The organism is Gimesia fumaroli (assembly GCF_007754425.1).
Taxonomy (GTDB): domain Bacteria; phylum Planctomycetota; class Planctomycetia; order Planctomycetales; family Planctomycetaceae; genus Gimesia; species Gimesia fumaroli.
Genome location: NZ_CP037452.1, coordinates 7,444,469 through 7,469,368 on the forward strand (window position 1 = coordinate 7,444,469; position 24,900 = coordinate 7,469,368).

General features: G+C 46.8%; 19 protein-coding genes. 8 read left to right on the forward strand and 11 right to left on the reverse strand.

The genetic code is table 11. The annotated features are described in order from the left end of the window. Nucleotides 1-20 precede the first annotated feature (20 nt). Nucleotides 21-3,158 (reverse strand): PVC-type heme-binding CxxCH protein, encoded by a 3,138-nt coding sequence (locus Enr17x_RS28255; protein WP_145313580.1) that lies wholly within the window; start codon nt 3,156-3,158, stop codon nt 21-23. Nucleotides 3,159-3,608: 450 nt separating this feature from the next. Between Enr17x_RS28255 and Enr17x_RS28260 the strand changes: the two genes are divergently transcribed. The 5 genes from Enr17x_RS28260 (at nt 3,609) to Enr17x_RS28280 (ending at nt 7,939) form a co-directional block, all read left to right on the forward strand. Beyond that, the gene (locus tag Enr17x_RS28260) at nt 3,609-3,992 is read left to right on the forward strand and encodes a LexA family protein (protein ID WP_232100888.1); all 384 of its coding nucleotides are present in this window, start codon (nt 3,609-3,611) and stop codon (nt 3,990-3,992) included. Between the two features lie 94 nt (nt 3,993-4,086). Next, entirely contained in the window at nt 4,087-4,779 is a 693-nt protein-coding gene (locus Enr17x_RS28265; RefSeq protein ID WP_145313581.1) for a hypothetical protein, read from the forward strand. A gap of 64 nt (nt 4,780-4,843) precedes the next feature. Beyond that, nucleotides 4,844-5,932, forward strand: coding sequence for a hypothetical protein (locus Enr17x_RS28270; protein WP_145313582.1), 1,089 nt, complete (start codon nt 4,844-4,846; stop codon nt 5,930-5,932). A 174-nt stretch (nt 5,933-6,106) separates the two neighbouring features. Beyond that, nucleotides 6,107-7,438, forward strand: coding sequence for a Gfo/Idh/MocA family protein (locus tag Enr17x_RS28275; RefSeq protein ID WP_390622557.1), 1,332 nt, complete (start codon nt 6,107-6,109; stop codon nt 7,436-7,438). A gap of 318 nt (nt 7,439-7,756) precedes the next feature. Continuing rightward, nucleotides 7,757-7,939: a hypothetical protein gene (locus Enr17x_RS28280; RefSeq protein WP_145313584.1), complete on the forward strand. Its 183-nt coding sequence runs from the start codon at nt 7,757-7,759 to the stop codon at nt 7,937-7,939. Between the two features lie 562 nt (nt 7,940-8,501). On the opposite strand, the gene Enr17x_RS28285 is transcribed toward Enr17x_RS28280, so the two are convergent. The 7 genes from Enr17x_RS28285 to Enr17x_RS28315 all read right to left on the reverse strand — a co-directional run bounded on the left by Enr17x_RS28285 (nt 8,502) and on the right by Enr17x_RS28315 (nt 17,795). Beyond that, nucleotides 8,502-9,053 carry a sulfotransferase family 2 domain-containing protein gene (locus Enr17x_RS28285; RefSeq protein WP_145313585.1) on the reverse strand — a complete coding sequence of 184 codons (552 nt, stop codon included), beginning with the start codon at nt 9,051-9,053 and terminating at the stop codon, nt 8,502-8,504. 1 nt (nt 9,054) lies between these two features. Next, a complete protein-coding gene (locus tag Enr17x_RS28290; protein ID WP_198000846.1) occupies nt 9,055-10,320 on the reverse strand; it encodes a glycosyltransferase family 4 protein in 1,266 nt (421 codons plus the stop codon). An 87-nt stretch (nt 10,321-10,407) separates the two neighbouring features. After that, on the reverse strand, nt 10,408-12,171 hold the full coding sequence (locus Enr17x_RS28295) for a hypothetical protein (RefSeq protein ID WP_145313587.1): 1,764 nt from the start codon (nt 12,169-12,171) through the stop codon (nt 10,408-10,410). Then, nucleotides 12,171-13,658 (reverse strand): phage major capsid protein, encoded by a 1,488-nt coding sequence (locus Enr17x_RS28300; RefSeq protein WP_145313588.1) that lies wholly within the window; start codon nt 13,656-13,658, stop codon nt 12,171-12,173. The genes Enr17x_RS28295 and Enr17x_RS28300 overlap by 1 nt, the downstream gene beginning before the upstream one ends. Nucleotides 13,659-13,762: 104 nt before the next feature. After that, nucleotides 13,763-15,163 (reverse strand): hypothetical protein, encoded by a 1,401-nt coding sequence (locus Enr17x_RS28305; protein ID WP_145313589.1) that lies wholly within the window; start codon nt 15,161-15,163, stop codon nt 13,763-13,765. A gap of 397 nt (nt 15,164-15,560) precedes the next feature. Then, entirely contained in the window at nt 15,561-16,274 is a 714-nt protein-coding gene (locus Enr17x_RS28310) for a YkgJ family cysteine cluster protein (RefSeq protein ID WP_145313590.1), read from the reverse strand. Between the two features lie 219 nt (nt 16,275-16,493). Further along, a complete protein-coding gene (locus tag Enr17x_RS28315) occupies nt 16,494-17,795 on the reverse strand; it encodes an aminotransferase-like domain-containing protein (RefSeq protein WP_145313591.1) in 1,302 nt (433 codons plus the stop codon). 234 nt (nt 17,796-18,029) lie between these two features. On the opposite strand from Enr17x_RS28315, the gene Enr17x_RS28320 reads away from it, so the two are divergent. Beyond that, nucleotides 18,030-19,634, forward strand: a complete 1,605-nt coding sequence (locus tag Enr17x_RS28320) for a sodium:solute symporter family transporter (RefSeq protein ID WP_232100889.1) — start codon at nt 18,030-18,032, stop codon at nt 19,632-19,634. Between the two features lie 29 nt (nt 19,635-19,663). On the opposite strand, the gene Enr17x_RS28325 is transcribed toward Enr17x_RS28320, so the two are convergent. From Enr17x_RS28325 to Enr17x_RS28335, 3 genes are read right to left on the reverse strand one after another with little or no spacing between them, the layout of a single operon-like run. Then, a complete protein-coding gene (locus Enr17x_RS28325) occupies nt 19,664-20,182 on the reverse strand; it encodes a phage portal family protein (protein ID WP_198000847.1) in 519 nt (172 codons plus the stop codon). Continuing rightward, nucleotides 20,139-21,095, reverse strand: a complete 957-nt coding sequence (locus tag Enr17x_RS28330; RefSeq protein WP_145313595.1) for a phage portal protein — start codon at nt 21,093-21,095, stop codon at nt 20,139-20,141. The genes Enr17x_RS28325 and Enr17x_RS28330 overlap by 44 nt, the downstream gene beginning before the upstream one ends. A 59-nt stretch (nt 21,096-21,154) precedes the next feature. Further along, nucleotides 21,155-22,831 (reverse strand): hypothetical protein, encoded by a 1,677-nt coding sequence (locus tag Enr17x_RS28335; protein ID WP_145313597.1) that lies wholly within the window; start codon nt 22,829-22,831, stop codon nt 21,155-21,157. Between the two features lie 209 nt (nt 22,832-23,040). Here Enr17x_RS28335 and Enr17x_RS28340 point away from each other — a divergent pair. Beyond that, nucleotides 23,041-23,870, forward strand: a protein-coding gene (locus tag Enr17x_RS28340) for an IS5 family transposase (protein WP_390622553.1) whose coding sequence is annotated in 2 segments (ribosomal slippage) — nt 23,041-23,431 and nt 23,431-23,870 — 831 coding nt in all. Because the reading frame shifts where the segments join, the coding sequence is not laid out codon by codon here. A gap of 167 nt (nt 23,871-24,037) precedes the next feature. Then, nucleotides 24,038-24,895 (forward strand): alpha/beta hydrolase, encoded by an 858-nt coding sequence (locus Enr17x_RS28345; RefSeq protein WP_145313598.1) that lies wholly within the window; start codon nt 24,038-24,040, stop codon nt 24,893-24,895. Nucleotides 24,896-24,900 lie beyond the last annotated feature (5 nt).

Below are 24,900 nucleotides of genomic sequence, written 5' to 3' on the forward strand. Positions count from 1 at the left end.
AGAAGTCTCTGAATTCCACTTTACTTACGGTTCTGAAGGTACGCAAGCAAATCCCGAATTTCCTGAGATGTGAGACGCTTTTCGAGCCCTTTCGGCATGATCGAAATCGGCGATTCTTTCATCATATCAATCTCATCACGGGCAATTCGTACTTCTGACAGGTCGGCTGTTCTGAGATAAACTGTATCCGTTGATTCACGACTGATCACACCAGTATAAATCTTACCCTCATCGGTCACCACCAGATAAGACCGATATCCACGGGCAAAACTCGCACTGGGTAGTGCGATCGCTTCCAGTAAGTCCGTTCCCGTACGAATTGCCCCAATACGCGTCAAATCAGGCCCGACTTTGCCTCCCAGATCTTCAACGGTATGACAGCCCGCACAGGCGGCTTTCTTGCCAAAAAAGATCTTTCGGCCTTCTTCTATTCGACCTTCCGTCAACAAAGGCTTTAGTGATTCCAGATGAGCTTTCTGCTGTGCCAGATCTACACCCAGTTTTTTCAGCAATGGTGTAGCTGCTTTTTGAACCGATTGCGGATACTTTTGTAGCAGGCTTGCCAGTTCATCAGCCGACAGATTTGTAGCCGCCGATGAACCGTTCAACCCTTTGATCAGTGCCAGTCCAACTTCTTCATTCGTACTCTTTGCATAAGCTCTCAGCAAAACAGGTAATGCCAGAGGGCCCGGTGCATCCAATTGTTTAGAAAGTTGAATCAACTGATCTGCTGATTGTGGTAATCCCGACAGAGCCCGCGCTGCTGCCAGACGATCCAGAGGCGGATACTCTTCATTCATCCGTGATATCAGAAAATCAAACGTACTCTGATCGACGGCTTTCATTTGAGGACCAACGGCCGAAAGCGATTCAATCCGCAAATTCGCGGGCTGTTTCGAATCCAACGCCAGCGACTTCAACAATTCGCTCAACGCAGGCAAATCATGTGTCTGAGCAATCCGAACCACTAAAATCTGCAGATCCGGAGTCGCAGACTTCAGCGTCTGTTCTAATGCCGTTCGCCAACTCACCGGAAATTCTTTCAAGGCGGAACGCTGAATTACTTCCAGCAGAATCCCCTTGGCTGAATTTGATGTTTTCGAACTGGTCAACGACTGGGCAATCAGCGTCTGTACTTCGGGATCTGCTGACTGGGCGATTAAAAACCCTCGCAGCACAGCCGCCCGTTCCTCACTCAACGCTTCCTCACTCAGCCAGGTTTTAAGGAGATTCAACGTTTCACTGGCCCAGCCTTCATGTTCGCCGATAATTGTGAGTGCTTCTTTCTGGAGCGCGGGGTCATCAGTATCCAGTAACGGGGTCACCAGTTCCCGCGTCAGATTTCCGGAATTCATTTGATCGAGGGCAATCAAAGCTGCCCGACGAACTGCGGGACTCGAATCACTCAGACCAGCCAATACCAGATCACGGTGATCAATGCGAATCAATGCGTAGATCAAAGCATGCTCCAATGTTCGATCCGGCGATCCCGTTTTCATGGCATGAAACAACGATTCCACCACGGTCTCCAAATCAGCATCCGATACACCATCACGACGACCCGCTTCACAAATGCGACCTAGTGCCGTCGCAGCATTCCGCTGTACTGCTGGTTTTCCCTCTTTTACCAGCCGCACTAATCCTGCGATTGAGCTACTGTCTCGCAATGACCCTAAACTTTTGGCTGACGTCATCTGCACTGTCTCAGAAGAATCAAAGCCTTTTTGAATCGCGGTCCGGGCTTTCTTAGTACCGATCCGCGTCAGAGTCCAGATCGCGTTCCGCTTACTGGTATCATTATAAAATGAACCAGCGGGCGAGGAGATGACTTTCGCGAGTCGAGGAACCGCAAGATCCCCTGCTTCGGCTAATACCTCAATCGCCCGTTGTTGAACGAACGGTCGCGTGTCATTTAAAAGTTGAATTTTTCGATGGGGAGAGAGCGAACTCCAGTCCAACGCTAACCCGTACGGATCGTTTAATTCTGGTGTGCCCGTTTTTCTGATCCGATAGATGGCACCATGGATGTCCGGCTTGGAAATCTGCGACTGCGGGCAACCGATGCGAAACCAGCCCCCCGTATTGATGACCAGCAGGCTGCCATCCGCGTCTTCAATCACATCCGTCGGATGAAAATCGGGATCATCGGAAACCAGAAAGTCTTCTTCTTTAGTTTCATAGGTCGCACCATTTCGCACCAGCTGCGAGCGAATCACCTTATGCGTATTAAAGATGGATGTAAAAATATTCCCCTGATATTCTGGTCCGAACTGGGTGGAACGATATCGTAACATACCCGATACGGCAACGTGACCAAAGCGGGTAATCGGTCCCAGCAGATCTCCCGTGCGTTTGAACTCTTCGACGCAATCTTCAAAGTGAGGATACACGCCCCCTTCCTGCCAATGCACCAGACAATCCACCCGAGGCCGCGTCATCAATATGTTGACCGAACCAATCATTTCCCCTTCGGGTGTGAAATCGATCTCGACCGGATTATCCATGCCGCCGCCGCAATGCACTTCGATATCAGAGCCATCCGGCTTACAGGAGAAGATCCGCGCCGCGAGACCTTTACTGGTCACATTTCCGGATTTGTCTTTAAACTCATGACCATGTCGACCATCACACCAATACAGGCGGCCTTCCGGTCCTCGAAAGCAACCATGAATGCTGGCTGCGTTTCCAGAGAACCCAAAAGAATCGACAATGATTTCGCGTTCATCCGCCACGCCATCATCATCAACATCGGTGAGTCGCCAGATATTCGGAGGGCTCGCAACGTACAAAGAACCTTCATGCCATAAGGCTCCCATCGGTAGTGTCAGTTTGTCAGCAAAAACGGTACTCTTATCAAAACGCCCATCGCCGTCCCGATCTTCCAGCATGCGAATCATGCTTTTTGGCTCTTTGATTAATTGAGGAGCCCGCGTATTTTCTCCGGAACTTTCCGCAATAAACAGGCGACCCCGGTCATCAAAGCCCGCCATCATCGGATATTTTGTCAGCTCACTATTCGTCACGCGTTCGATACTGAAACCTTCGGGAACACGGGGCAGATCTTCAGCCCAGCTCCATCCGGAGCCGGCATAGCTCAACAGGAACAAAGCTATCGAGCAACCCAAAACGGCAATGCGAGGCAGTGGTTGTTGATTCACGGCAAGTACCTTTATCGGCAGGAAAAAAGAGCTTTTAGTGATGCTAAATCAGGGAATCAGTGCTTGAGGACTTTATATTGTAAACAAAGTAAATAATGTTCACAAACGGGAATCTGAAGATTTCCGGATTTCCTGGTCTGAATTTCGTTCCCTGCTATTCCACACCGGCCATAGTACGACTTCTCTGGCAATTTCCTCATGTCGTTTTCATACAAGATTTCTCATGTCGCTTTCCAGTTTGGATTTCGCGTGCAGAAAAAATAAAAAAAACACATCTTTTTCTGGCGACAAGCGTCGGAAGACGGCGCCAATATTCGGTGATTTGCGATAGTTGGCGTCATTCGTCTCTTCACTGTTTTGAGACACCTTCTGAAAAAAAGAGACTGCTTTTTTGACGCTATAATTCCTCACGTAACGCACACCATTCACCACTCAAACAAGGAATCAAACATGAAAACGACAGAAGCAACCATGCGACAGAAACTGACAGAAAAACAACACGCCATTTATTCATTCATCAAACAGGAAATTACGCAACAGCGTCTTTCCCCCACCGTACGAGAAATCGGGGACCAATTTGGGATTCGCTCTTCTAATGGCGTGATGTGTCACTTGCGTGCACTGGAGCGTAAAGGATGGATCAAACGCGACCACTACCTCTCGCGTGGCATAACCTTGATCGCAGAACCAGTCACTCAATTTTTGACTCTCACGCCTGGAGAAGCCGGCTGCTTAGGTGAGATTTATGTGGGTTGTGTCGGCGTGGAAAATCGTAGCGTCACGCTGGAATTGATCGCTCCCGACACAATGGGAGAACTTCGCAAAGATCTATAAGACTGGTCGTACATAAAACCCGACAGTTTGTATCACAATAATTCATCAACCGAAATCTGAATTCAACACTACAAGACAAATGGGAATATCAGACATGGATCAAGTACCAGAACATAATCAGGACTCCGGTTGCTTACCATTTTCAAATACACCGGTTACCGATTCTAAGGATTTATCAACTGCAAACGAACGACTCTTAGAAGTTCCCGCAGTATTGAAACGCAGTTATGCAAATCTGCTGACCATCGAAGATGAATATGAAGGTCTAACAGCAGCAGAAGCGGAAACTGATGTCAAGCAATGTAACGAACTGTTGCTTGATCAGGAGCAGCAGATTTCAACACTGGCTCGCAAATTAAACCAGGAAAAATCAAAGCTCGATCGCTTCAAAGGAGATCTGGAAGAAGCAGAAGTTTGCCTTGCGATGGCCCAATCTTTTGAAGCTGCTGTTACAGGCTGGCGAGAGACCATACATAATATGGAATCTCTCCACAATGAATTCATCAAAAGCCAACAATCGTTCTCACTGGCAGAACAAGCCTGGGAAGACTTGAAACACGCAGAGAAACAGGCTGTGGCTAAACTGAAAAGCTCAGCCACAACAGACGCGATTTCTGTTCCTTATGGGTCAACCTCTGCTATCAAACAGGAATCGTTACTGCCCGACGAAGTTTCCATCGAGATTCTGGGCGACTATCTCCCGATCTCTATTTTGACGGTGGGTGCACAACTCTCTCTCAAGCAATGTCAACAGGGAACCGCAACTTACGCCGTTCACTGTCTCTGATCGTTCGATCGTGCAAGTCACGATTTTTATCCAAAATTATTTAAAACACGGGGAGTTTACGTCTATGCAAAACCAGTCAACTCAACCAGATTTTGTTTCCAATGCCTGTCGGACAATCAGCGGCCAACTCGCCGAATGGGGCATTGCCTTCAGCCAGGACCGTGTCGCGCAACTCAAGCCCGACCAGCGCAATGAACTCCAAAACTGGATCAACGCAAGTGTCGATGCAGATGAAGAGTATCGAGAAGCGATTGCATCACTACCCGAGTTCATGGAGAGTGAGCTACTGGAAATGTGTGGTGCATTATCAAACGAAGGTCAAGAGACCATTATCGAACAGGCCATCAATGCATATGAGGCAGACGCCGCGATCACAGAGAACCCATATCTGTTTGACACCAATGCCTGGCACCTCTGGCGCGCCGCTTTCTGTCGCTGGCATCATGGAGAACCACTTGATTTCCCTGGAGAACAAACGAAAGATGCTATTGAAATTGAGAACCAGAACTTGGTCTCTGAAATTCAACAAACGTTAATCCAGATCGCACCTCAATTAAGTCAAGCAGAGCGTACTCTGAAACAAATCTGCCATCAACTAAAACAACAGGTACAATTGACACACCAACTATGCGAATCATTTGAATCAAGTGCAGAAACAGTTCCTGCGGTTGAAGAGAACGTTTCGCTAAATCATGAAAAAGAAGACGCGCAGAAGTCATCACGAGCTGCTCCTACTACAGGATACTCAAGCATAGTTCGCATTCCTGTTACCGGGCCAGAGACAAATCGGGTTGAAGTTTACTTGCTTCAGGACAACCAGGGACAATGGCGAGCCGGGCACCTCTGGTCGGTCGAAGCAGACCTCCGGACCGGTCAACTATCACGAGGTAGTAGACAGCCTGATCAACAGCAAATCGCCTACCCGACAGAAACCGAAGCGTTAATCAATGAAGTCATCTCTCTCAGCCAGTCTCTGATTGGCGTGCCTGAGATCGAAAGGCAGATTATTGACTACTTAAACCTTTTGGAAGAATTTCCGGGGCAAATAGCGGTCTGCAGGGCTTGTCAACGTCACTATATTGATGACGGCCTGTCTGAAACAGACTGTTGTCCGACGTGTTTCGAAAAATTGGACTCAACAGCAAAGCTATGATCAGTCGGGATTTTCTGAGAGCCATGTATTTTGTCTTGCCATGCCCTGCCATTCTTGCCATAGTTAAAGATAGTTAAGTAATCAGATTCATAATTAGATAGCAAATTGATATTCCAGAAGTGGAGGCTCACTGTGCAAGATCAACCTGGCAAAGCGGACAAAACTCATTCCTCAATGAACCGTAGACGATTTCTGGCAACATCAGCGTCCGCAGCAGCAGCCATCGGTTTTGGTGCACCTGCCATCGTGCGTGGCACCAATCTGAATGAAAAACTCAATATCGCCATTATCGGTTCCGGAGGACGGGGCGGCAGCAATCTGCGGTCCGTCTCTTCAGAGAATATCACTGTACTCTGTGATGTTAACGAACAGAACCTCTTCCGCGCTGCCCAGAGCCATCCCAAGGCAAAACAGTTTAAAGATTTCCGCGAGGTCTACGATCACGCTGACCAGTTCGACGCGGTTGTGGTCAGTACGTGCGAGCACACGCATGCGTTCGCGACCTTGCCTGCACTGCAATTAAAAAAACATGTCTACTGTGAAAAACCCCTTACGCACAGTGTCTGGGAAGCCCGCGTTATCCGTGAAGCAGCCCGTAAAGCCAACGTCGCCACGCAGATGGGTACACAAATTCATGCCAGCGACAACTATCGCCGCGTTGTAGAGCTGATTCAATCCGGCGCCATTGGTCCGGTACAGGAAGCTCATGTCTGGGTTTCTCGCGCCTGGGGTTGGCATCCCTCTGAAGAAGAAGCCCGTAAATCAAAGGATATTGTTTACTCAGAAAAACGTCCGAGCCACTCTGATCCGATTCCCAAAGGATTGGACTGGGATCTCTGGCTGGGACCTGCGCCGAAACGGGAATTTAATAAAATTTATTTCCCAGGTCCCAAATGGTACCGCTGGTGGGATTTTGGAAACGGAACTATGTCTGACTTAGGTAGCCACTGGATCGACTTACCTTTCTGGGCATTGAATCTGGATTACCCGCTGACTATCGAAGCACAAGGCCCGCCGATTCAAAAAGAAATTGCACCTGCTTCAATGCAGGCCATTTATGAATACGGTCAACGCGGAGACATGCCCCCCGTGACTGTCGGCTGGTATCAGGGCACAAATAAACCCAAACTCTGGGAAGAAGGTAAGATCCCAAAGTGGGCGAATGGCGTTTTATTCATTGGCGAAAAAGGCATGCTGCTTTCCGATTATCGAAAACATGTTCTGCTGCCGGAAAAAGAATTCGCCGACTTCAAACGTCCCGAACCGTTCATCCCCAAATCACTGGGGCATCACGCTGAGTGGATTCATGCCTGTAAAACTGGCGCACCGACCACCTGTAATTTCGAATATGCGGGCCTGCTTACCGAAGCCAATCATTTAGGTAATGTGGCCTATCGCACAGGCAAAAAACTGCACTGGGATACCCAGGTAATGAAAGCAACCAACGCCCCGGAATCTGATCAGTACATCCGCCGCGAATATCGCAAAGGCTGGAAACTGATTTAATCGATTCAGAGTTGTTCATACGCAGAAAGATCTCACAAGATGCTTGGTCGGTTCCGCTCGAAGCCAACTTGTCCTGTCTCTGCTAATGACAAAGCCTGGATTGAAAACCGCTTCTCGTGGCTCATTAACGAGTTTGGGATGCAGAGGCTGACAAAAGGGATTGTTATTCTTCCCACCACTCAATTCTTTCCAACTGAGTACCATCGAACAAAGGAAGAAATGCAGGACATTATGTACCTTGTCGCAGAGTACATGGACGTTGCCCCATCTCTATTGCAACTCAATTTCTATGAGGATATTCGAACGGAAATTTAAGGCATGATGACGGAAGGATCCGTCGGTCTGTATTCCGAATCGGATAGGCATTTTGATATCTGGCTGGAACTTCACAGTTTAGAAGATCCGCTAAATGTCATCGCCATTCTGGCTCATGAAATTGGACACGTGATCTTACCGGGGCAACGACGTATTTCGCCCGATGAAGAGATCAGGAACCGTTAAGAGGTCGGTTAACGGTTTTTCTGGGACTAGGATTATTTCCAGCAAATGCAGTCATGCAGGAATATTATTGAAACGATGTCACTTTATCAGGTTGGAGTATGGGCCGGCAAGGTTATCTGACAATGGACATGTTCAGTTATGCATTCGCTTTGTTCGCCATTGCCCGAGGTGAGATCGCACCAAATTGGCTGTCTCAATTACGCTTAGACGTACACTCAGCATGCAAGAAGGGGAAGCAGTATGTTAATGAAACAGGAGACTGTCCTTGCCCGTTTGTCACTACCAGATAAGCTTGTTTTAAATATCCCCTAAGCTCATTTACATACTTTTCGTTAATTTCTCAATTAAAATTTTTGCCAGACACACACTTAGTTTCCCCAACATTTTCAAGGCACCAGCATAACAACAAACGAATGTCTAAATCCCGGGCAGCAGCTAGTGAACGTCACCAGCTGCTATACACGGATCAATCAAAACGGTTTCAATGCAAACGAGAGTAGCTCAATGATCAAAAGGGAGGATGACATCTTATGTAGTCTAATTCATAGAAGCCTATTTTGAGTTAAATAGATTTCTTAGGCTTCGTGGTGAAATCAGCACTAAAATGCTGGCGAATTAACTGCCGTAATTCATCAGTCCATTGAATCCGCTGCTTCATCTGCTGATAATCCGGCATGGACTTTGAGACATTCAGCCTGTGAATTTCTGGTACCGGCGGTTTTACAAACGGAAGCGTAAGCACTTCGGTATCGAGCGAATCAACGCGCAGGATATAAGTCGCCTCTTTGGTATATAGCGATTGTAGTGGCAGATATTTCAATCTTGTGCGGGTGAATTCGCCGAATGTTTCATTGACTCCCATCTGCAGGCAACAATACAAATAGAAGGATTCCCAACGTTCAAACGGTTCACGAATACAAGTGATAATCTCATAATTCTGACAATTTTCGGGCAATGTATATCGATGCCGTTCAACAATTCCCTTGGGTAATTTCAGTTCTGGATTGGAATAGTCCATGAATCCATAATGCTCAGCCAACCATCGACTCAGCGCAATCCCGGCACACTTAGGTGCGTGCATAAAAACCATTTTACGACTGTGATTCACCAGCATATCATCCCCTTAATAATGCTTCATATCCTCTTACCATCCTAGTGGACGAAAACAATTCCCAGGTCAGACGGCGCGCACGCTCGATGCGTTCATCGCCAATTACAGCCCGGCGTACCCCCTCTCCTACCTCCCAAGGAGAGGGATCAACAGGAATTCCAAATGTCAGAGGACCATGCTCTGCTTCCAGATCCGGTATCATGCCGACTGGAGTTGAAACCACAGGGCACTCAGCCAGCCATGACTCTATGACTGTCATTGGGCCTCCCTCAGAAGGACTCGCCAACACCATGCAATCCAGAGCTGCCAGCATGGTCCCAATATCTTCAACGCGGGGAATGAATGTCACCCGATCACCACACAGTTTTTTTACTCCTTTTACTATTTGTTCCTGTTGATATCCTTCGCCGACATAAACTGCATGGTAGCCTGTTCCTAATTCTCTCACAGCTTCTGCCGCAGCCAAGGGATTTTTGTCATTCGCAAACCGGCCAATATAGCCGACTGCCCGAGTATTCTGATCTATCCCCCATTCTTGTCGTATCTGCGCACGACCTTGGGCGGGAGCACATCGCGAAAAATCCACACCGTTATAGACCACCTTCACTTGATCCTGAATCGCATCAGGGAAGCATTTGACTCCTCCCTTAGAAACGGATGCCAAAATGCAAAGAGAGCCTTTTGAAAGACTCACTGCAAGATTCTTTCGAGTCCAGTCACATTGACCATGTGCAACAATTAGAATAGGCTTGGCACTCCAGTCCACCGCATCAATTTCATCATTTGAGTGTATATAGCCCCAGAGTTTCACCACATCAGATCCATCAACTACGATTTGGCAGGCATTATCCACGATTGTCACCAGCCCCTGAAACCTAGAATCATCCTTCGTGCAATAGATCGGACAATGCTGTAAGATTCGTTGCGCTGTTTCCGGGTCAAATGCGCCGGCATTATTAATCGCGATCCCTGACCACTCAATCCCATGCTTGACAGGAGCATTCATCATTGTCAGAAGACCGCGACAAACACCACCCATTGACATTGTAGGCATGCAAATACCAAGACGGATTTTCTTTCCCTTAAATTTGTTTTTCCATTCCTTTAACTGATGACCTTCAGGGGAGACTTCCCTCCAAGGCTCGCACCAGTGTTCTTTCAGCTTGGCGAAATCAGCACAGACCCGCGAATGCTGCAGGCACCTTGTGTCACTTCGGCTCGAGCACGCTTCACAGGCTTTGATTCGCGTTTCAAACTGCTGCTTGTCCACTTCTTTATCGGTAAATTTTCGGAACTGCCGAACGCAGTGCGACAGGTCGTTAATCCGCTTATGCATTTATTTTCTTTCTGGTCTATCTCAGTAGGTAGTGATCCTGGAATAATTGCCTTCTGTGACGTGCATCCAGAACTCGCGATTTTCCAGCTCGGTAACAACGTAGCCGCCGCCCTCGACCCAATTGGCGACTCCAAACGAGCCGGCGGCTGTATGCTGGTAAATGTTGTTTGCGTAGTTGTTCACGATTCCGTGGTCGTTTTTGTGTTCAACACTCTCCTGATGCGATAACAGGCCGGTGTGAAGATGCCCCCACACGCCGTAGTACCCCCACGTCTCGCCGTTTGCATTCAGGCCGTTGACGTCAAAACCAGCGGGGTCATACCCATCTTTGTTATACCCGTACTGGTTAAACCCATGCTCGTTGAACGTCCCGCTTGATGAAATCTCTCCATTCTCATCACGATCATACGGACCGGCGAAGAGGGCAGCATCATAGCCGTTTGGACCATAGTAACCATCGTATGCGTACCCAGCGCCGTCATAATAATTGCCGCCAAAGTAACCGAGAGGTCCGCCTCCCCAGCCGCCGTAATACCCGTAGCCGTATCCCCAGCCGTAGTATCCGCTGTAATAACCACCACCGCCATACCACCGCTGGTAATACGACAGGGGCTTTGAAGCTGGGGTGATCTGCACGCGATGCACCCCCGGAATGATTCGGTAATCGAACTCCACCATGTCATACAGTTGAATCGGAGGAACTTGCGGAACCCCGCCGAGCAGGTTTTCAGGCGGGTTCGTAGAAACTGTAATGACACGCTGCCAATAAAGTGCGGAGACACGAGTTCCTGCCAACTCATTGATGAATTCTATGATGAATCGACCGGTCCGTTGACCTGGAGTGTGAACCGTCACATTGCCTGCACCAACCCACCACAGCGACTCTAAGGCAGCCTTGATATCAGACCCGTCTGTTGAGATTAAAAACGGTCCTATGAAATTGCCGTGTTGATCTCGGATTTCGAAGGCGTATTCATGGCCGAACACTCCGGTAAAATCTAGCAGGAATTTGTGATTCCACCGAGGGGACCGTGGATCAACATACTCCAAGAGGTCCACAGCCACTGATCCAGCCCGAAACACCTCGTTCGTGACGTCCTCTTTCGTCATAAAAATCACACTGGGTGGTGGCGACGATGATGCAGGTGCCACCATGACGAGCAAATTCTTTGTTTTGTCGTCGTCCTCTTTTTTACCGTTGATCTTTTCGCCGGTGTTGTACTTATAGACGCCCAGCACGTCCCAGCCGGTGATGAACTGCTGGTCTGAATTATCGTCCCCGGAGGGAAGTTTCAGCGATCCGTCGGGAGATCCCAGTAACTGAACCCTCTGCCCCTGTCCGAACAGCTCCTCCTGGCGTTCGAAGTAGTCATAATCCGCAGGTGAATACCTGCCGCCGCTTGTCCGCTTTGGTGCCTTATAGCGACCGTAGATTTTGTCTGTATCTTCTTCACTGCCCGTAAAGCGGCACATTGCAGGACTGAATTTAAACCGTCCCTTGTGGTTAGCAAGGATGTCTCCTGGTCCAGTAAACCCCTGATTAGCACTAGACCCTACGCTGTTCTTATCCGATTCAATTGATCTGTCGGTTCGCTCACGATTCAACCGCACCTCATGCACGAAATGATCGTCATTAATTTTTCGAATACCGACGATTTCCACAAGCGAAAATCCTGGTATCACCAGATCCTCTTCCTTACGTCGGTCCGCCTTCGCTTCGTACTTGTCGCCGACATTCAAACAACTGAACCACTGGCCGGGACTGTCTATTGATAGATTCAGCATTATTTGTCCTTCGGCTCTACTTGATCGGTTTTATCGACGGTTTCGTTGTGTTTTTTGACCATGTCTTTTAAGGCGATATTGCGTTGGCGCTCATCAAAGTCGGGGACATAGATATTCACTTCCTGATTGCGCGATACCGTGGTTGTCATGCCGCCGGAAGTATTGATCGAAAAAGCCACCTGTTGAATCGCTCCGTCAAGCTGGACTTTCTTCATTCCGGCATAAACACCCGATCCGGCATCCTTTGTAAAGATCTTGATGTTCTCCACATCGATTGCGGCAAGGGCCTGTTTTTCAAGCTCTTCTGTCTCCGCGTTGTCTACTACATTTACCAACTTAGTGACAAGCTCACCGGTTGAGTTCTTCTTTGTCTCATACTGCGCCTGGTAGGCTTGCACAATTTCGTTTTTAATGACGACTTTCGTGTCAGTGCCTCCCGACAATTTACGCGGATTACCCATCATCATCAACGACATCATATGCATTTGTTTGTGCTCGTTCGCCTGGTCTACAATCTCTTGGATGATCGCCGCGTGCTTTTTCACGATATCGTCATCAGGGAACAGATCCACTGCCTTACACTCCTTCCAGTGCTGGTAGACTTTCAGATTCTTTGAACTCAATACTTTTGGTTTCTGTGCGGTTCCTTTTGGGCATCCCTTCGGGTGCTTTGGATTACAACAGGGAGCTGGCACAACTCTTTCGACAGGTTCGTCTCGAAACAAACTCAACTGACCCGCATTCCCGACTCCATTCCCATTAAAGATGGATTCTCCCAGCATGAACTCCATTTCTTCTGTCACTTTCTTGTTGACATAAGATTCCAGAGCCATGCCATTGTCATTGATTAATTCTTCAGTCAGATAAACAAGAACTGCCAGTTTATTGAGTTTGAGTGTTGTTTCTCCAAGCTTAGGAGAAGTGCCTGTCAGGGGATCACCTTCTCCTACCCAGTAGGCACGTAAACCATCGGCGCGTGAGCCATCGGCACGACTGGTCTCTGAATCTGTGGGAAATGTCATATTATTCCCAGCGACCTGATAGTGATCGGTCCGGCTGAAAATGTCGTTTTGATAAATGCGCGTCAGAATTTCCTGATGAAATTCCGGCAAAATGGCGATTCCTCCGTCAGCGCCGACAATTTCTGACATTCCTTGGATTGCCTTACACATACCCCATGATTTTTTTGTTTTAGAGATGACCTCACTTCGGTCCTTAAAACCACATCGAATAAATTCACCAAATGATTGAAATTCCGAAAATGGCTTATATCCCGCAGGAAACCTTCGCGTATTTTTGGAATGGGATTTATTTAATGAGATCTGATTCGTTTGGCCCTCATCAGTTTCCCAGTAACTGGATAATCGCCCCTGCTCATCATGATGAATCCCGCTCATATCTGGAGTGTTTAACTGGTCAACACTTTTCGTCAGATTTTCAATGTTTGATGAGAGAGACTTCACTTTTTCTTCCAGTGTTTCAGACATAAAAATGCCCTTTCTACAAATAGTATTTATCTTTCGACAACTCAGTCATTTCCCAGAGATTCTGGACATTCTTCTTTCCGCGACATGCATTTCATCGAATTTTTTCAGGCAGGTAAAAGATCAGATAATTTTTGCTGTAACTCTTTGACTGCTTGAGAGAGCTCTTCAACGTTCCGCTCAATTATTGGTTTATTGAAAGCGGGCTGACTTTGATGAACGGTTCTCTCTTGTTTTAAAATTTCCATTACTCCTTGCCGTTGTTGAGGGGTTAAATTTTGTGCCTGGAACGATGAATTCAAACTTCTGTACTGGTTAGTGTCTTGCAGGTGGCCACCCTTTTCGGAGTCCAGACAGGAATTTGCAAGTTGCCTGACCAGCTTATTTGCAAAACCACTCGTGCGAATTTCATCTTCACTTTCGACTCGACACTTCAAGTGGGCATAATTCTCTTTAAATAACTTCTCTACAGATCTTTGTTCTGCCTCGAGAGATCGCAAAAATGTTTTCAAGTACGATTTGACATGTTCGTTCTCTAACACGACAGCTGTCGAATCCACACCTGCCATCAGTTCCAGAATTGAAACTCGAATGGTTTTTAAGACTTGTGCCCCGAATGGAATCAATTCACTGGGATATACCGGGGGAGCCGAAACGTAATGACTTTTGTTGATTACTTTCGTCTGCTCTCCATCATTGCCGTTTCCAGATGGTTTTGCCTTTTTCTCTTTTACCGATTTATTATTGTGACAAATGTGATCATTCATTTTTCCCTTCTCGTGTTCTGGTTCTGGACGTTCCTCGAGAGTACATTCCGTTGACAGTTGCTTCTCTGGATGTGTCCAGCCAGGCAGCGTATGATTTTTGGGAGGCAGAACTGCTTTCAATGATTTCAAAAGTGGCTCCGTGATTTTGCGTCCTTCAATCGTCCCTCGATCGATGGTTCGTGCAATTGCATCGGGATTCACTCCTAATGCTCCCCACGACCATTCAATTAATTCCCATTCTTCAAGAACTATTCCAATTCCATCATTCGACGTTTTACGAGTAAACGATTTGAGCGGAACTGCTCGAACTGATGTTGCTCTAACCAAGCCTTCAGCAATGAGATGAAAAATCTGCACAGACTCCAGGCATTTCTCCGTGAAGTAAGAAGTTGCTGAAATATGTTCTTCTTCGACTTCTAATGCCAAGCCGCCGTCGGGATGTTGGCATTTGGCAATCGGACGTGTGATTTCTCCTAGCCCATGCTCCCAGAGTACGACCGGGTTCTTGCGGAAATTCTCAAGTTGGACGCCTTGAGGGACGATAATATCGCCTTCACGATCCTCACGCGGAGTGTTGATGATTGCACGTGCCGACATTAATCGTTCGTCAACCATTGGCTGTGCCTGGCACGTTAAGGAAAGATCAGAGGGCTTTCCGGCAATGCTGCAGAAAGTGCCAATTTTTTTCTGCCGATTTTTGAGAGTAGCCAGTAGTGAGTCAGGTATTGTTTTTGTATTCACAGTCTGCCCCGGAAAGAAACAAAATAATGTTTGCGACGGGGCAGTGTTTTAAGGTTCGGCACCTGTAGGTCAAGCTGATACAAACCGATTTTTGATTTTTTGTTGCCGAAGAACTTCTTGATCTTCAGCTGTTTCTTATCTGAAAGCGGTCGCTAGAGTCTGCTGCTGAGAATTTTGTGCTAATTTCCCAACGTTGAAAAGCACAAATGATTGCAGAGAGAAGAGCAGACCGGTTTAAAGCAGAAAATCTGATATTACTTCAGATAGCAAAATACGAGTTTCGCATTTGTTTCTCTGCAATTTGAGATTTTAAATTACTGAGTTGAGGTACTCGGGAAAGAGACTTCTTGAAACTGGCAAAAGAGTCGTGCTTTTTTGCCTGGGAGAAGCGGCATACTCAGGCTGCTTTGCGAGCTGGGCCCAAACCTTCAGTAGAATGTGATTTTGTTTGCCCCACCTCTGATGGAACTTGCTTCGAACTACTTTGAGGTTCTGAACTGATTCGATTTGAATAGATGATATCGATGAATTCTGGAAAATTATTCCACTCACCTGGGTTCTGATTCCAGATCGCTGCAATTTTACTAAAAAATGTCATTTCATATTGGGCGATTACCAGACTCTGAATTGTATCATTTGGTTCCAGATCGGAAGCATTCCACTGCCGAGGACATAAATCGTAGGCGGCTTCTCCATTCCGACCATTGCTGGGAATATCATATAGAATTGCCAGTTCATTGGAATCATTCAACTTCGCAGGAAAACTGCGGCAAGTATGAGGACGACTTCCATAAATACTACAGCGACCTAAGCCTTTAGGATGTTCCTCATCGGGGACACATTCTGTCAGAAAACGGCACTTGGTCGTTCCCGGAAATGAGACGCTCGGAATGTGTTTTAAACAAATTACAAAAGGAACAGCAGGATCATCCGCAAAATAGAAATGGGGAGCAAGATTACGCGAAATCAAGCCTTCGGAATCTTCCCAACGACAGGCAAAATCCCAAAACGCCTTATTCTCATGGTGAGTAAAGCGATGAATGTCTGCACCAGAAATCGGGACTGCGAAAGATCGACAACACCCAGAATGGCAGGAATCACAAATACCCATTAATTTGCTTACTCTTTGAGGAAGTCCTGGAGTTTTTGTTTTGTGATTTAAAATCAGAACCAAATATTAAAGTAGCCAACGGCGCCACTATAGTAAAATCAAACCACAAAACCCTGCCTGCGTTATCGTCATAACCGTCAAACTCACTTGAGTCAATTTCCAAAAACAAGGCTTCACTTTAATATGCCAAGAGGATCAAGAAAGAATTCTTAAGATACGTCACACAAAGGACTTGACCGCATTTGCCAGCCTCTGCATACCCTCCTGAATCCCTGCCAGATTTTGTACACCAAACGTCAGACGCATGTGATTTTTTTGAATCGAAGGCTGTTCCTTCTCTCCCCGTCCCGTATCAACGGCATAGCATAACTCGCCGGGGACATACATGACCTTATCTTCGTGAATCGCTTTCTGGAATAAGGGGCTGTTGAATCCCGTTTCAATTCCGTCAGGCAATGTCATCCAGACATATAATCCCCCCCTCGGGTGAACCCAATGTACATTGGGAATATTTGAAAAATGAAGATCGGCTGCTTGAAGCATGCAATCCCGTTTCTCGCGATAAACGGTTCTTAAATATTCCACATGGTCGTAGTAGAGATTTTCGCGCAAGGCCGTGGCTAAAATGTGCTGACTGAAATTTGTAGAGCCAAAATCATCGTTACCCTTCTTATCTCGAATCGCTGCACAAACTTCATCCGGAGCAACACCAAAGCCAACTCTTAAACCCGGCGAAAAACTCTTAGAGAACGTTTGAGTCAGAATCACTGTCTCTCCCGTTGTATCAAAACTTCTGATACTGGGAACTACTGGACCATCGTAGCATAATTCACGATACGCCAAATCCTCCAAAACAAAGATCCTCTGTTCCCTGGACCAGGATCGCGCTATTTCCACAACCTGTTTACGGCGATCCAATGCAAGAGAAACACCAGATGGATTTTCATAGTCACTGACAAGATAAATCATTTTGACTCGACTTAATTGTCCTTGTGAATCCAGCATTGCAAGCGTCGCTTCAAGTGAATCCATACGCATTCCAAATTCATCTGTTTCCACAGAAACGATGCGCGCTCCCAGGCCCTGCAAGACTCCAAGAAAAACAAAATAGGTCGGAGCTGCGACCAGACAGATATCACCTGGATCAAGCAATACCTCTCCCAGTAACGAGAGGTACTGCTGAGAACCAGTGGTCACGATCATGTTATCTACAGTGATCCCTAATGCTTCGGCTGATTTTTGTTCGAGTCGGGATAAATGTTTCAGCAAGAGCGTCCGTAACGCTAACGATCCTGCGGTCGTCCCATATTGCAGCGCCTCTTTCGCAGTCCTGGGATCTGCAAAGAGATGATCAAACGCCTGCTTTGTGAGACCAGCTGGCAAACTCTTTTGATCGACCAACCCTGCAGCTAAGGAGAGTACTCCCGGATTTTCCACGCCTTGCTGCATCAGAAAACTAATCGGTAAGTCGTGGCTCCATGTTCTTTTATTACTGAATTTGATTTTTTTGTTAGTAGACATTGCGTTTTTATTTTTCAAACCTGAACAAAACAATTTTCAACAGTGCCTCTGAAATCAGTCAATCGGTCCTGAATGAAGCATAATGGAGATACTTCTGATTTACTATGTACTTTGATACAACAGAATTGAAATCGTATCCTGATATCAGCATACTGGTGATTGATTCTGCTCGAAAATCTACAGTGGAGGCAAGAGATTGCCATTATCTGTGTAAATTAAGTAGGAAACAGTATATTGAAATCGATACGATTCTATCTGACGCTCATCACTATCTTATTCCTGCAAAGCCCCCTATCAGCGGCAGAAACAATTCCCGACCCACTCCCAGTCAATAAAGGCCTGCATCCAATCGATTGGGTCATCATTGCATTTTATGCGGTCTCAACTATTTTTTTGGGTTGGTACTTCAGCAGGGGGCAAGAAGATACGTCAGAATACTTTGTCGGTAGCGGCCAGATGAACCCCATTCTGATTGGGGTCTCTTTATTCGCAACACTGCTCAGCACAATTACTTATCTCTCAACTCCGGGAGAAATCCTTGGTAAAGGGCCGGTCTATCTGGTCAAAGATTTGGCGATGCCGTTTATCTTTATTATCGTCGGATTTGTCATGCTGCCGGTTTACATGAAACAACGAGTGACCAGTGCCTATGAACTATTGGAAGACAAATTAGGGCTAGGGATTCGCCTGCTGGGTGCGATCATGTTCATCGGCCTTCGCTTAATTTGGATGTCGTTGCTCGTTTTTCTCACGGCTAAAGCGATTACAACAATGCTGAATGTAGACGAAACATGGATCCCCTATATCGTGTTGAGCACTGGTCTAGTCGCAATTATTTACACATCTCTGGGTGGATTACGCGCTGTTGTAATTACTGACTTAATCCAGACGATTCTCTTGTTTGGCGGTGCATTACTGGTGATTGCCACCATTACTTACCATCTGGGTGGTTTTAGCTGGTTTCCGACGGAGTGGAACGAGAATTGGGATACACAGCCGTTTTTCAGTTTTGACCCATCGACAAGAGTCACTTACGTTGGGACATTTTTGTCAATTTTAATCTGGTATGTCGCCACATCGTGTGGCGATCAAGTTTCCGTACAACGTTTCATGTCAACGAAAGATGCCAAGACGGCCCGGAAATCACTAGCCATTCAATTAACTGTCTCCGTTGTCGTTTCACTGACACTCGCCATGGTTGGCTTCGCGCTGCTGGGATACTTCAAAGAATTTCCAAATGAAATTCCAGCAGGAATTGACCTGAAAAAAGATGCTGACAAATTCTTTCCACATTATATCGCTTACCATCTTCCTGTAGGAATTTCAGGCTGTGTTGTCTCAGCCATGTTTGCTGCCGCCATGTCGAGTATTGACTCTGGTGTGAACTCCATCACAGCGGTCGTGATGACAGACTTCTTTGACCGCTTTGATCGCAAGCCTCAAACGGAAAGAGGACATATTCTTTCGGCGAGATTACTGGCATTTGGTATTGGTGCAATCGTAGTGATGGCAAGCTCAGTTATGGGATCAATTCCTGGGAATATTACAGCTGTAACGAATAAAACGGCAAACTTGTTGACCACGCCAATTTTCTGCCTGTTTTTTTTCGCACTGTTTATTCCCTTTGCCAGACCTGCCGGTGTCCTGGTTGGCACAGTACTGGGAACAGCAACTGCTGTTCTGATTGCGTTCTCTGGACCTATTTTTGTCCCTAATTTCAAACCAACTGACTTAGATCCGATTAGCTTTCAATGGATTCCCATTGCTGCAGTCACTGTGAATCTTGCAAGTGGCTCGCTGGTCAGTTATCTCATCGCCAGCTTTGAAAAAAATAGATGAATTCTTCATTGGTTGGAACCCTCCGCCAGTTAATTCCGTGAGTTCGATTTTGTCGAATTCAGAATCGTTTTACCCTCAGACAAAGCAGGAGGGCTGGAGTCGTTATTATCCGGTACGTTGGATGAAGGTTCCTGTTGCTTTTTTTGACTGACTAATTGACCGCCACCTTGTCTGTCTCCCAGAGGAGGCAAGCCGCGAATGGCCCTCAACTCATCGACTTTAATAATCTGCGCTCGTATATCTGTTGCCAGGCGTTTTTCAAGTATATCTGGATCGTCAATGTGCGTGGCTTCGATCTCCACGGTTAAACTCTTACCAAACTGAGGCGCTAAGCGTTCGGTATCATCTTCCGCTAACAAATCCAAAATTGGTTGCACTGTGAGTGAAATGAACTGCTTCAAACTTGCATAAAAAGCGGCGTAACTTCCTCCATCAGAAATCCCGGCGGCAATTCCTGGTACCCCATGCAAAGCTAGAATAGCATCTCTGAATTGTACGAACGATTCATTGTAAGCCATCTCTCTGGGAGTAGCCGTCAGCGAGACCACCTGCTCTCCCGTCGTAAAAATCGCCTTTCCTATTTTTTGTTCCGCCATATTTCTGTTCAAACATGGCAGCTGCTGCTTCGAGCTCTTCTTTCGTCGGATTCATGCCTTTTCCACAGGTCACAACAATAGAAGGATCGGCACCATTATTCATCTGCGCCCAGCGAGCGGCATCAATCTGATTTGCGGAATCAATCCATCTGGCACCTGCACTGACAGGTGATTGTCCATCATCTTTATAGAGCGGATGGGGCCAACGCGTGATTTGCAATTGGAAAAGTGGAATTATTTTACCGGCAACCTGCTGAAATGTCCCTGAATCAATAAAACTGTGTCCCGCAGATTCATGGAAATAACGTATGGATGCTGTCTGAATTTTATATCCCCCTTCTGGTAGTTCGCTGGAGGGAGCAACCGGTGTCGCAATCGCTGTTGGTATGACATACCGTTGGACAGTTTTGCCGAATTTATTGGGTACGTTCCAAACAATACTTGTTCCCGTCAGCTGCAACTGTAAGACACGTTCATAACGAAACGAGGCTCCCGATTGTGTAGGATTTGGCTGTTTTAATATTTTGCATAAGCTATGATCATTGGGGAGAGGTGCTGAAGCACCATATTCACCTGCATATAAACTTTTCGTTTGACCGTATCCAGATTCTTCCTGAATTCTCTGTTGCATTCGTTTTTGTTTTGATCCGTTGACCGAATCATCGTAAACAAACACAGAAGCCTGCATGGCCTGCAGACAAATGGCCCTGACGGCAACGAAAGTCCAACCAGTAAATTGTTCCGATTCCTGGCGATGATCACTACTCCAGGAACCGGGTTGTCCTGCCCCTAAAACAGCACGCAGAGCAACTGCAAACCGATGAGATTTAAAACGTGACACTAGCTGCTTAACTGGATTCCACATAATCGGTCATTCCTGTTCAACTGAAAATTCTTGATTGAATTTTCCACTTGTTTAATTTTCTAAGCCACAATCAGACGGCGTCGACTTTGATCTCGTATTGCACACAAGCAATAGACAACTGCATCTGCCCGATCCGGCGATCGTCCCAGCATCTCACGCAAGGTTTTTCCCATATAGTTTTCGTCTGCCCCGCGGCGGCCTTTGGGAGTGATATAGTACTTTTCCCCGTCATGCCCTGAATAAATTTTTGCGGGCGCGATTAACTCAGCCTTTAATCGTTCGTTATCAGGCAACCCAAACGGCATCATGCGAAAGTCCCCTGCTGGGTCAAGTCGTCTTCCGGCTTCACCATAAAGTTCTGCTCGTTTATTGGCATATTTTTTTGTATTTAGATCACTGGCTGCATTCCCGTGAACTTCAATGACATGCACATTTAACTTTTTCAATGGATCTCCCACTGCATTGCCATAACCACCTCCCCAATCAATGGCGATTGGGACAGCTCCCTGTTTTAAGTTGATTCCATAAATAAGGGCTGTCTCCAAAACCCACTCCATTGTTTGTTGCGTATCAGAGAATTGACACTCATGGATGGCACGAATCCCATATCGTCCTCCCACTGCGAGTACAGAAGTGTCTCCATACCGGGATGCTGCAACGTCCAGCCCAAATCCCTCCACTGGTAAGATGTGATCCAAGATCTTTAAAGCCAGGGAATGATTTCCTTGACTGGCACGCAACCAGAGTTGATTCCATCGTCGCCAGAATCTGATTGGTTTAACCAACCATTCAGGAAGAATCACTTGCTTATCAGGATCTTGATCAGGAAACTTACCGAGTGCATAAACATTTCGAATCAGTGGATCTGAATCATGCAGCAAAGCCATAAATTCATCGTAACAGGTTTGACCCGGAATTTTTGGATGGCATTGATCGAAGTGCGTTTTCTCGATAGAAGTACCATGCGGATAGAAAGTCCCCGCTATTTCAATTCCTCCCATAGGTGCAATCGGCTGCTCAAGACACTTTTCTTTGACATTCGTGCATTCCCAACCACTGACTGTGATACAACGAGTTTTTCCATATTGGTCAAGAATTGTCTGGGTTTTATCGGGTTCGACAATTGGAAATGCATCTCGAAAGGCTCCCGAGAGAGTAGAAGGGTTGGAAAGGGCTAGAAATTTCTTGGCCTGTGTATTTGCCAATTTGTATTTATCTTCCAGGTTTGGTGCCGTCGCTTCATCAAACCAGAATAGAACATGGGGTGAATGAGCACCTCGAAAACCTTCGATGTGCTGTGGATTAGCCAACGTAATTGAATGTTGCTTGTTATCATACACACCAGAGATTTGTAGTGAGCCCGGAGGAATGACCGTCATCTCCCGCCACCATTTATCGACTTCCCCAAAGGCAATTTTTTGTGCCATTTTCATGGAATCGCGGGTAATGATGATTTTGGCATCACTCCAAATATGAAAATAAATACAACAGGCGATACCGGCCGCCGCCCCTTTCCCACACCCTGTATTTCCCTTGACAAAAACACGCCGAATTGTGGGATCAAACAGGGACTCGAGAATATCCCACTGCCATTCATCCAACTGAACTGCGGGCCACTGAAATTTGACATAAGGACGGATTTTTCCAACACGTGCCTGATCAATCGTCTGCTTTAATTCAGTCTTTATCTGTTTTTGCTGAGCACGAGTTCTCTGTTCCCGCTCTAAGTCAAGCATTGAGCCTTTACTAGAGGCTGCCAAACGCTTCACCATCTATTTCTATCAATACTTCTGTAGAAAGAACTTGATGTCATTGGCATGTCGTATCTCTCCTCTCCATCACTCCACTGAGTCTCTAGAGGTAGTTTCAAAACCCAAAATTACGTGAACAGTTTGGTATAGTATTTGTAAGAGTACCTCCCCAGAAAGGAGGTCTCATTATGACCATGACCCGCGTGTCCCGACCTGCCACAGGTCGCAACATAACCGGGTCCAGGACGGAACCAAAACCACAACTCTCGGACGAGCAATGGCTTCTGATCAAAGATCTGTTTCCAGAACCACCGGCAAACGCAGCCGGAGGGCGGCCCAGAGTGGCTGCCCGCGAGTGCCTCGAAGGAATCCTTTGGGTATTAAGGACTGGTGCCCGATGGAAAGATTTACCAACATTTTTACCATCGCCCAGCACCTGCTGGCGTCGTTTCAAGGAATGGACCGAAGACGGTGTGTTCCTGGAAGCGTGGCAGCGATTACTCGAACACCTCGATCGCCGGAAGCTGGTAGTCTGGTCGGAAGCGTTCGGGGATGGCACATTTTGCCCTGCAAAAAAAGGGGCGCCGATGTCGGCAAGACAAAACGGGGAAAGGGAACCAAGCTTATGCTGCTGGTCGACGGGAACGGACTCCCTCTCGCTCTGGATCGTACCAGTGCCTCGCCGGCAGAGGTGAAGTTGATTGAGTCCCTGCTGGACCAGCGCATTTTGCCACGCGACCCTGATCGCCTGATTTATGATCGTGCGGCCGACAGCGATCCCCTGCGCACACAATTGGCGGAACGGAAGATAGAGCTGATCTGTCCGCATCGCAAGAACCGTGTAAAACCAGCGACGCAGGATGGGCGTGCATTGCGGCGATATCAACGCCGTTGGAAAGTCGAACGCACCATCAGTTGGTTGTTCAACTTTCGTCGCCTGGTAGTACGGTATGAAAGATACAGTCATTTGTTTTTAGGATTCGCACAACTCGCGTGCGTGTTCACCTTACTTAATAAGTTATGAAACCACTTCTAATCATTTTGTTTTGCAATTCAGACTGAAAACCACTCATCATCCTTGCCTTTGGCGTGCGCTCGTCAAGATAATTTATGTTTGCTTGTTTCTACCTGAACTGAAAATTGTAAAGTTCACAAATGCCAATCGAATACGTTCTTTATTGGAGCAAGAACATGAAAGTCGCTTTCACTGCCATCGTACTTACCTCTCTCTTGATCCCCATTCACCCTACATTTGCTGAAAATGAGGTGAAAATCATACCAGATGTCGTTTATGGTCATAAATATGGAATGGCTCTGACGTTTGATGTTTACCAGCCTCAAAAACAGGCAAACGGAGCTGCTGTACTGTTTATGGTAAGCGGCGGCTGGTATTCAAAATGGACGGATCCTAAAAACATGCTCGGCTGGTTTAAGCCCTTACTCGATGAAGGGTTTACTGTTTTTTCCGTCAGGCATGGCAGCAGTCCTAAATTTATCATTCCGGAAGTCGTGGATGATGTTCGCCGTAGCGTGCGATTTATTCGACTTCACTCAAATGAATATGGAGTCCGTCCCGATCAGCTCGGCGTCTGGGGGGGAAGTGCCGGTGGCCATTTATCTTTGGTCTTGGGAACAACTTCAGATGAAGGAAACCCAAAAGCAAAGGACAAAGTCTTGCAAAGCAGCGATCGTGTGGCTGCCGTCGTCGCTTACTACCCTCCGACTGATTTACGAGAGTTTGTTGATGAGAAGTCACCTTATTATCACCGCTTTCCAGCGCTCCAGTTTGATGCAGATCTGGCAGATGATTTCTCTCCTTTACTGCATGTTACACAGGATGATCCGCCGACATTGCTCATTCATGGAGATCAGGACCAGCTTGTTCCCATCAGTCACAGCAAAAACATCATGAAACAGTTTCAGACACAAAAGGTGCCTGCAGAGCTACTGATCATTGAAAATGCGGCTCATGGATTTAAGGGGGACGACCATAGCCGGGCCAGTGAAGCTGTTGTGAAATGGTTTAAGCAACACTTGCTGCCGCAATAAATCAA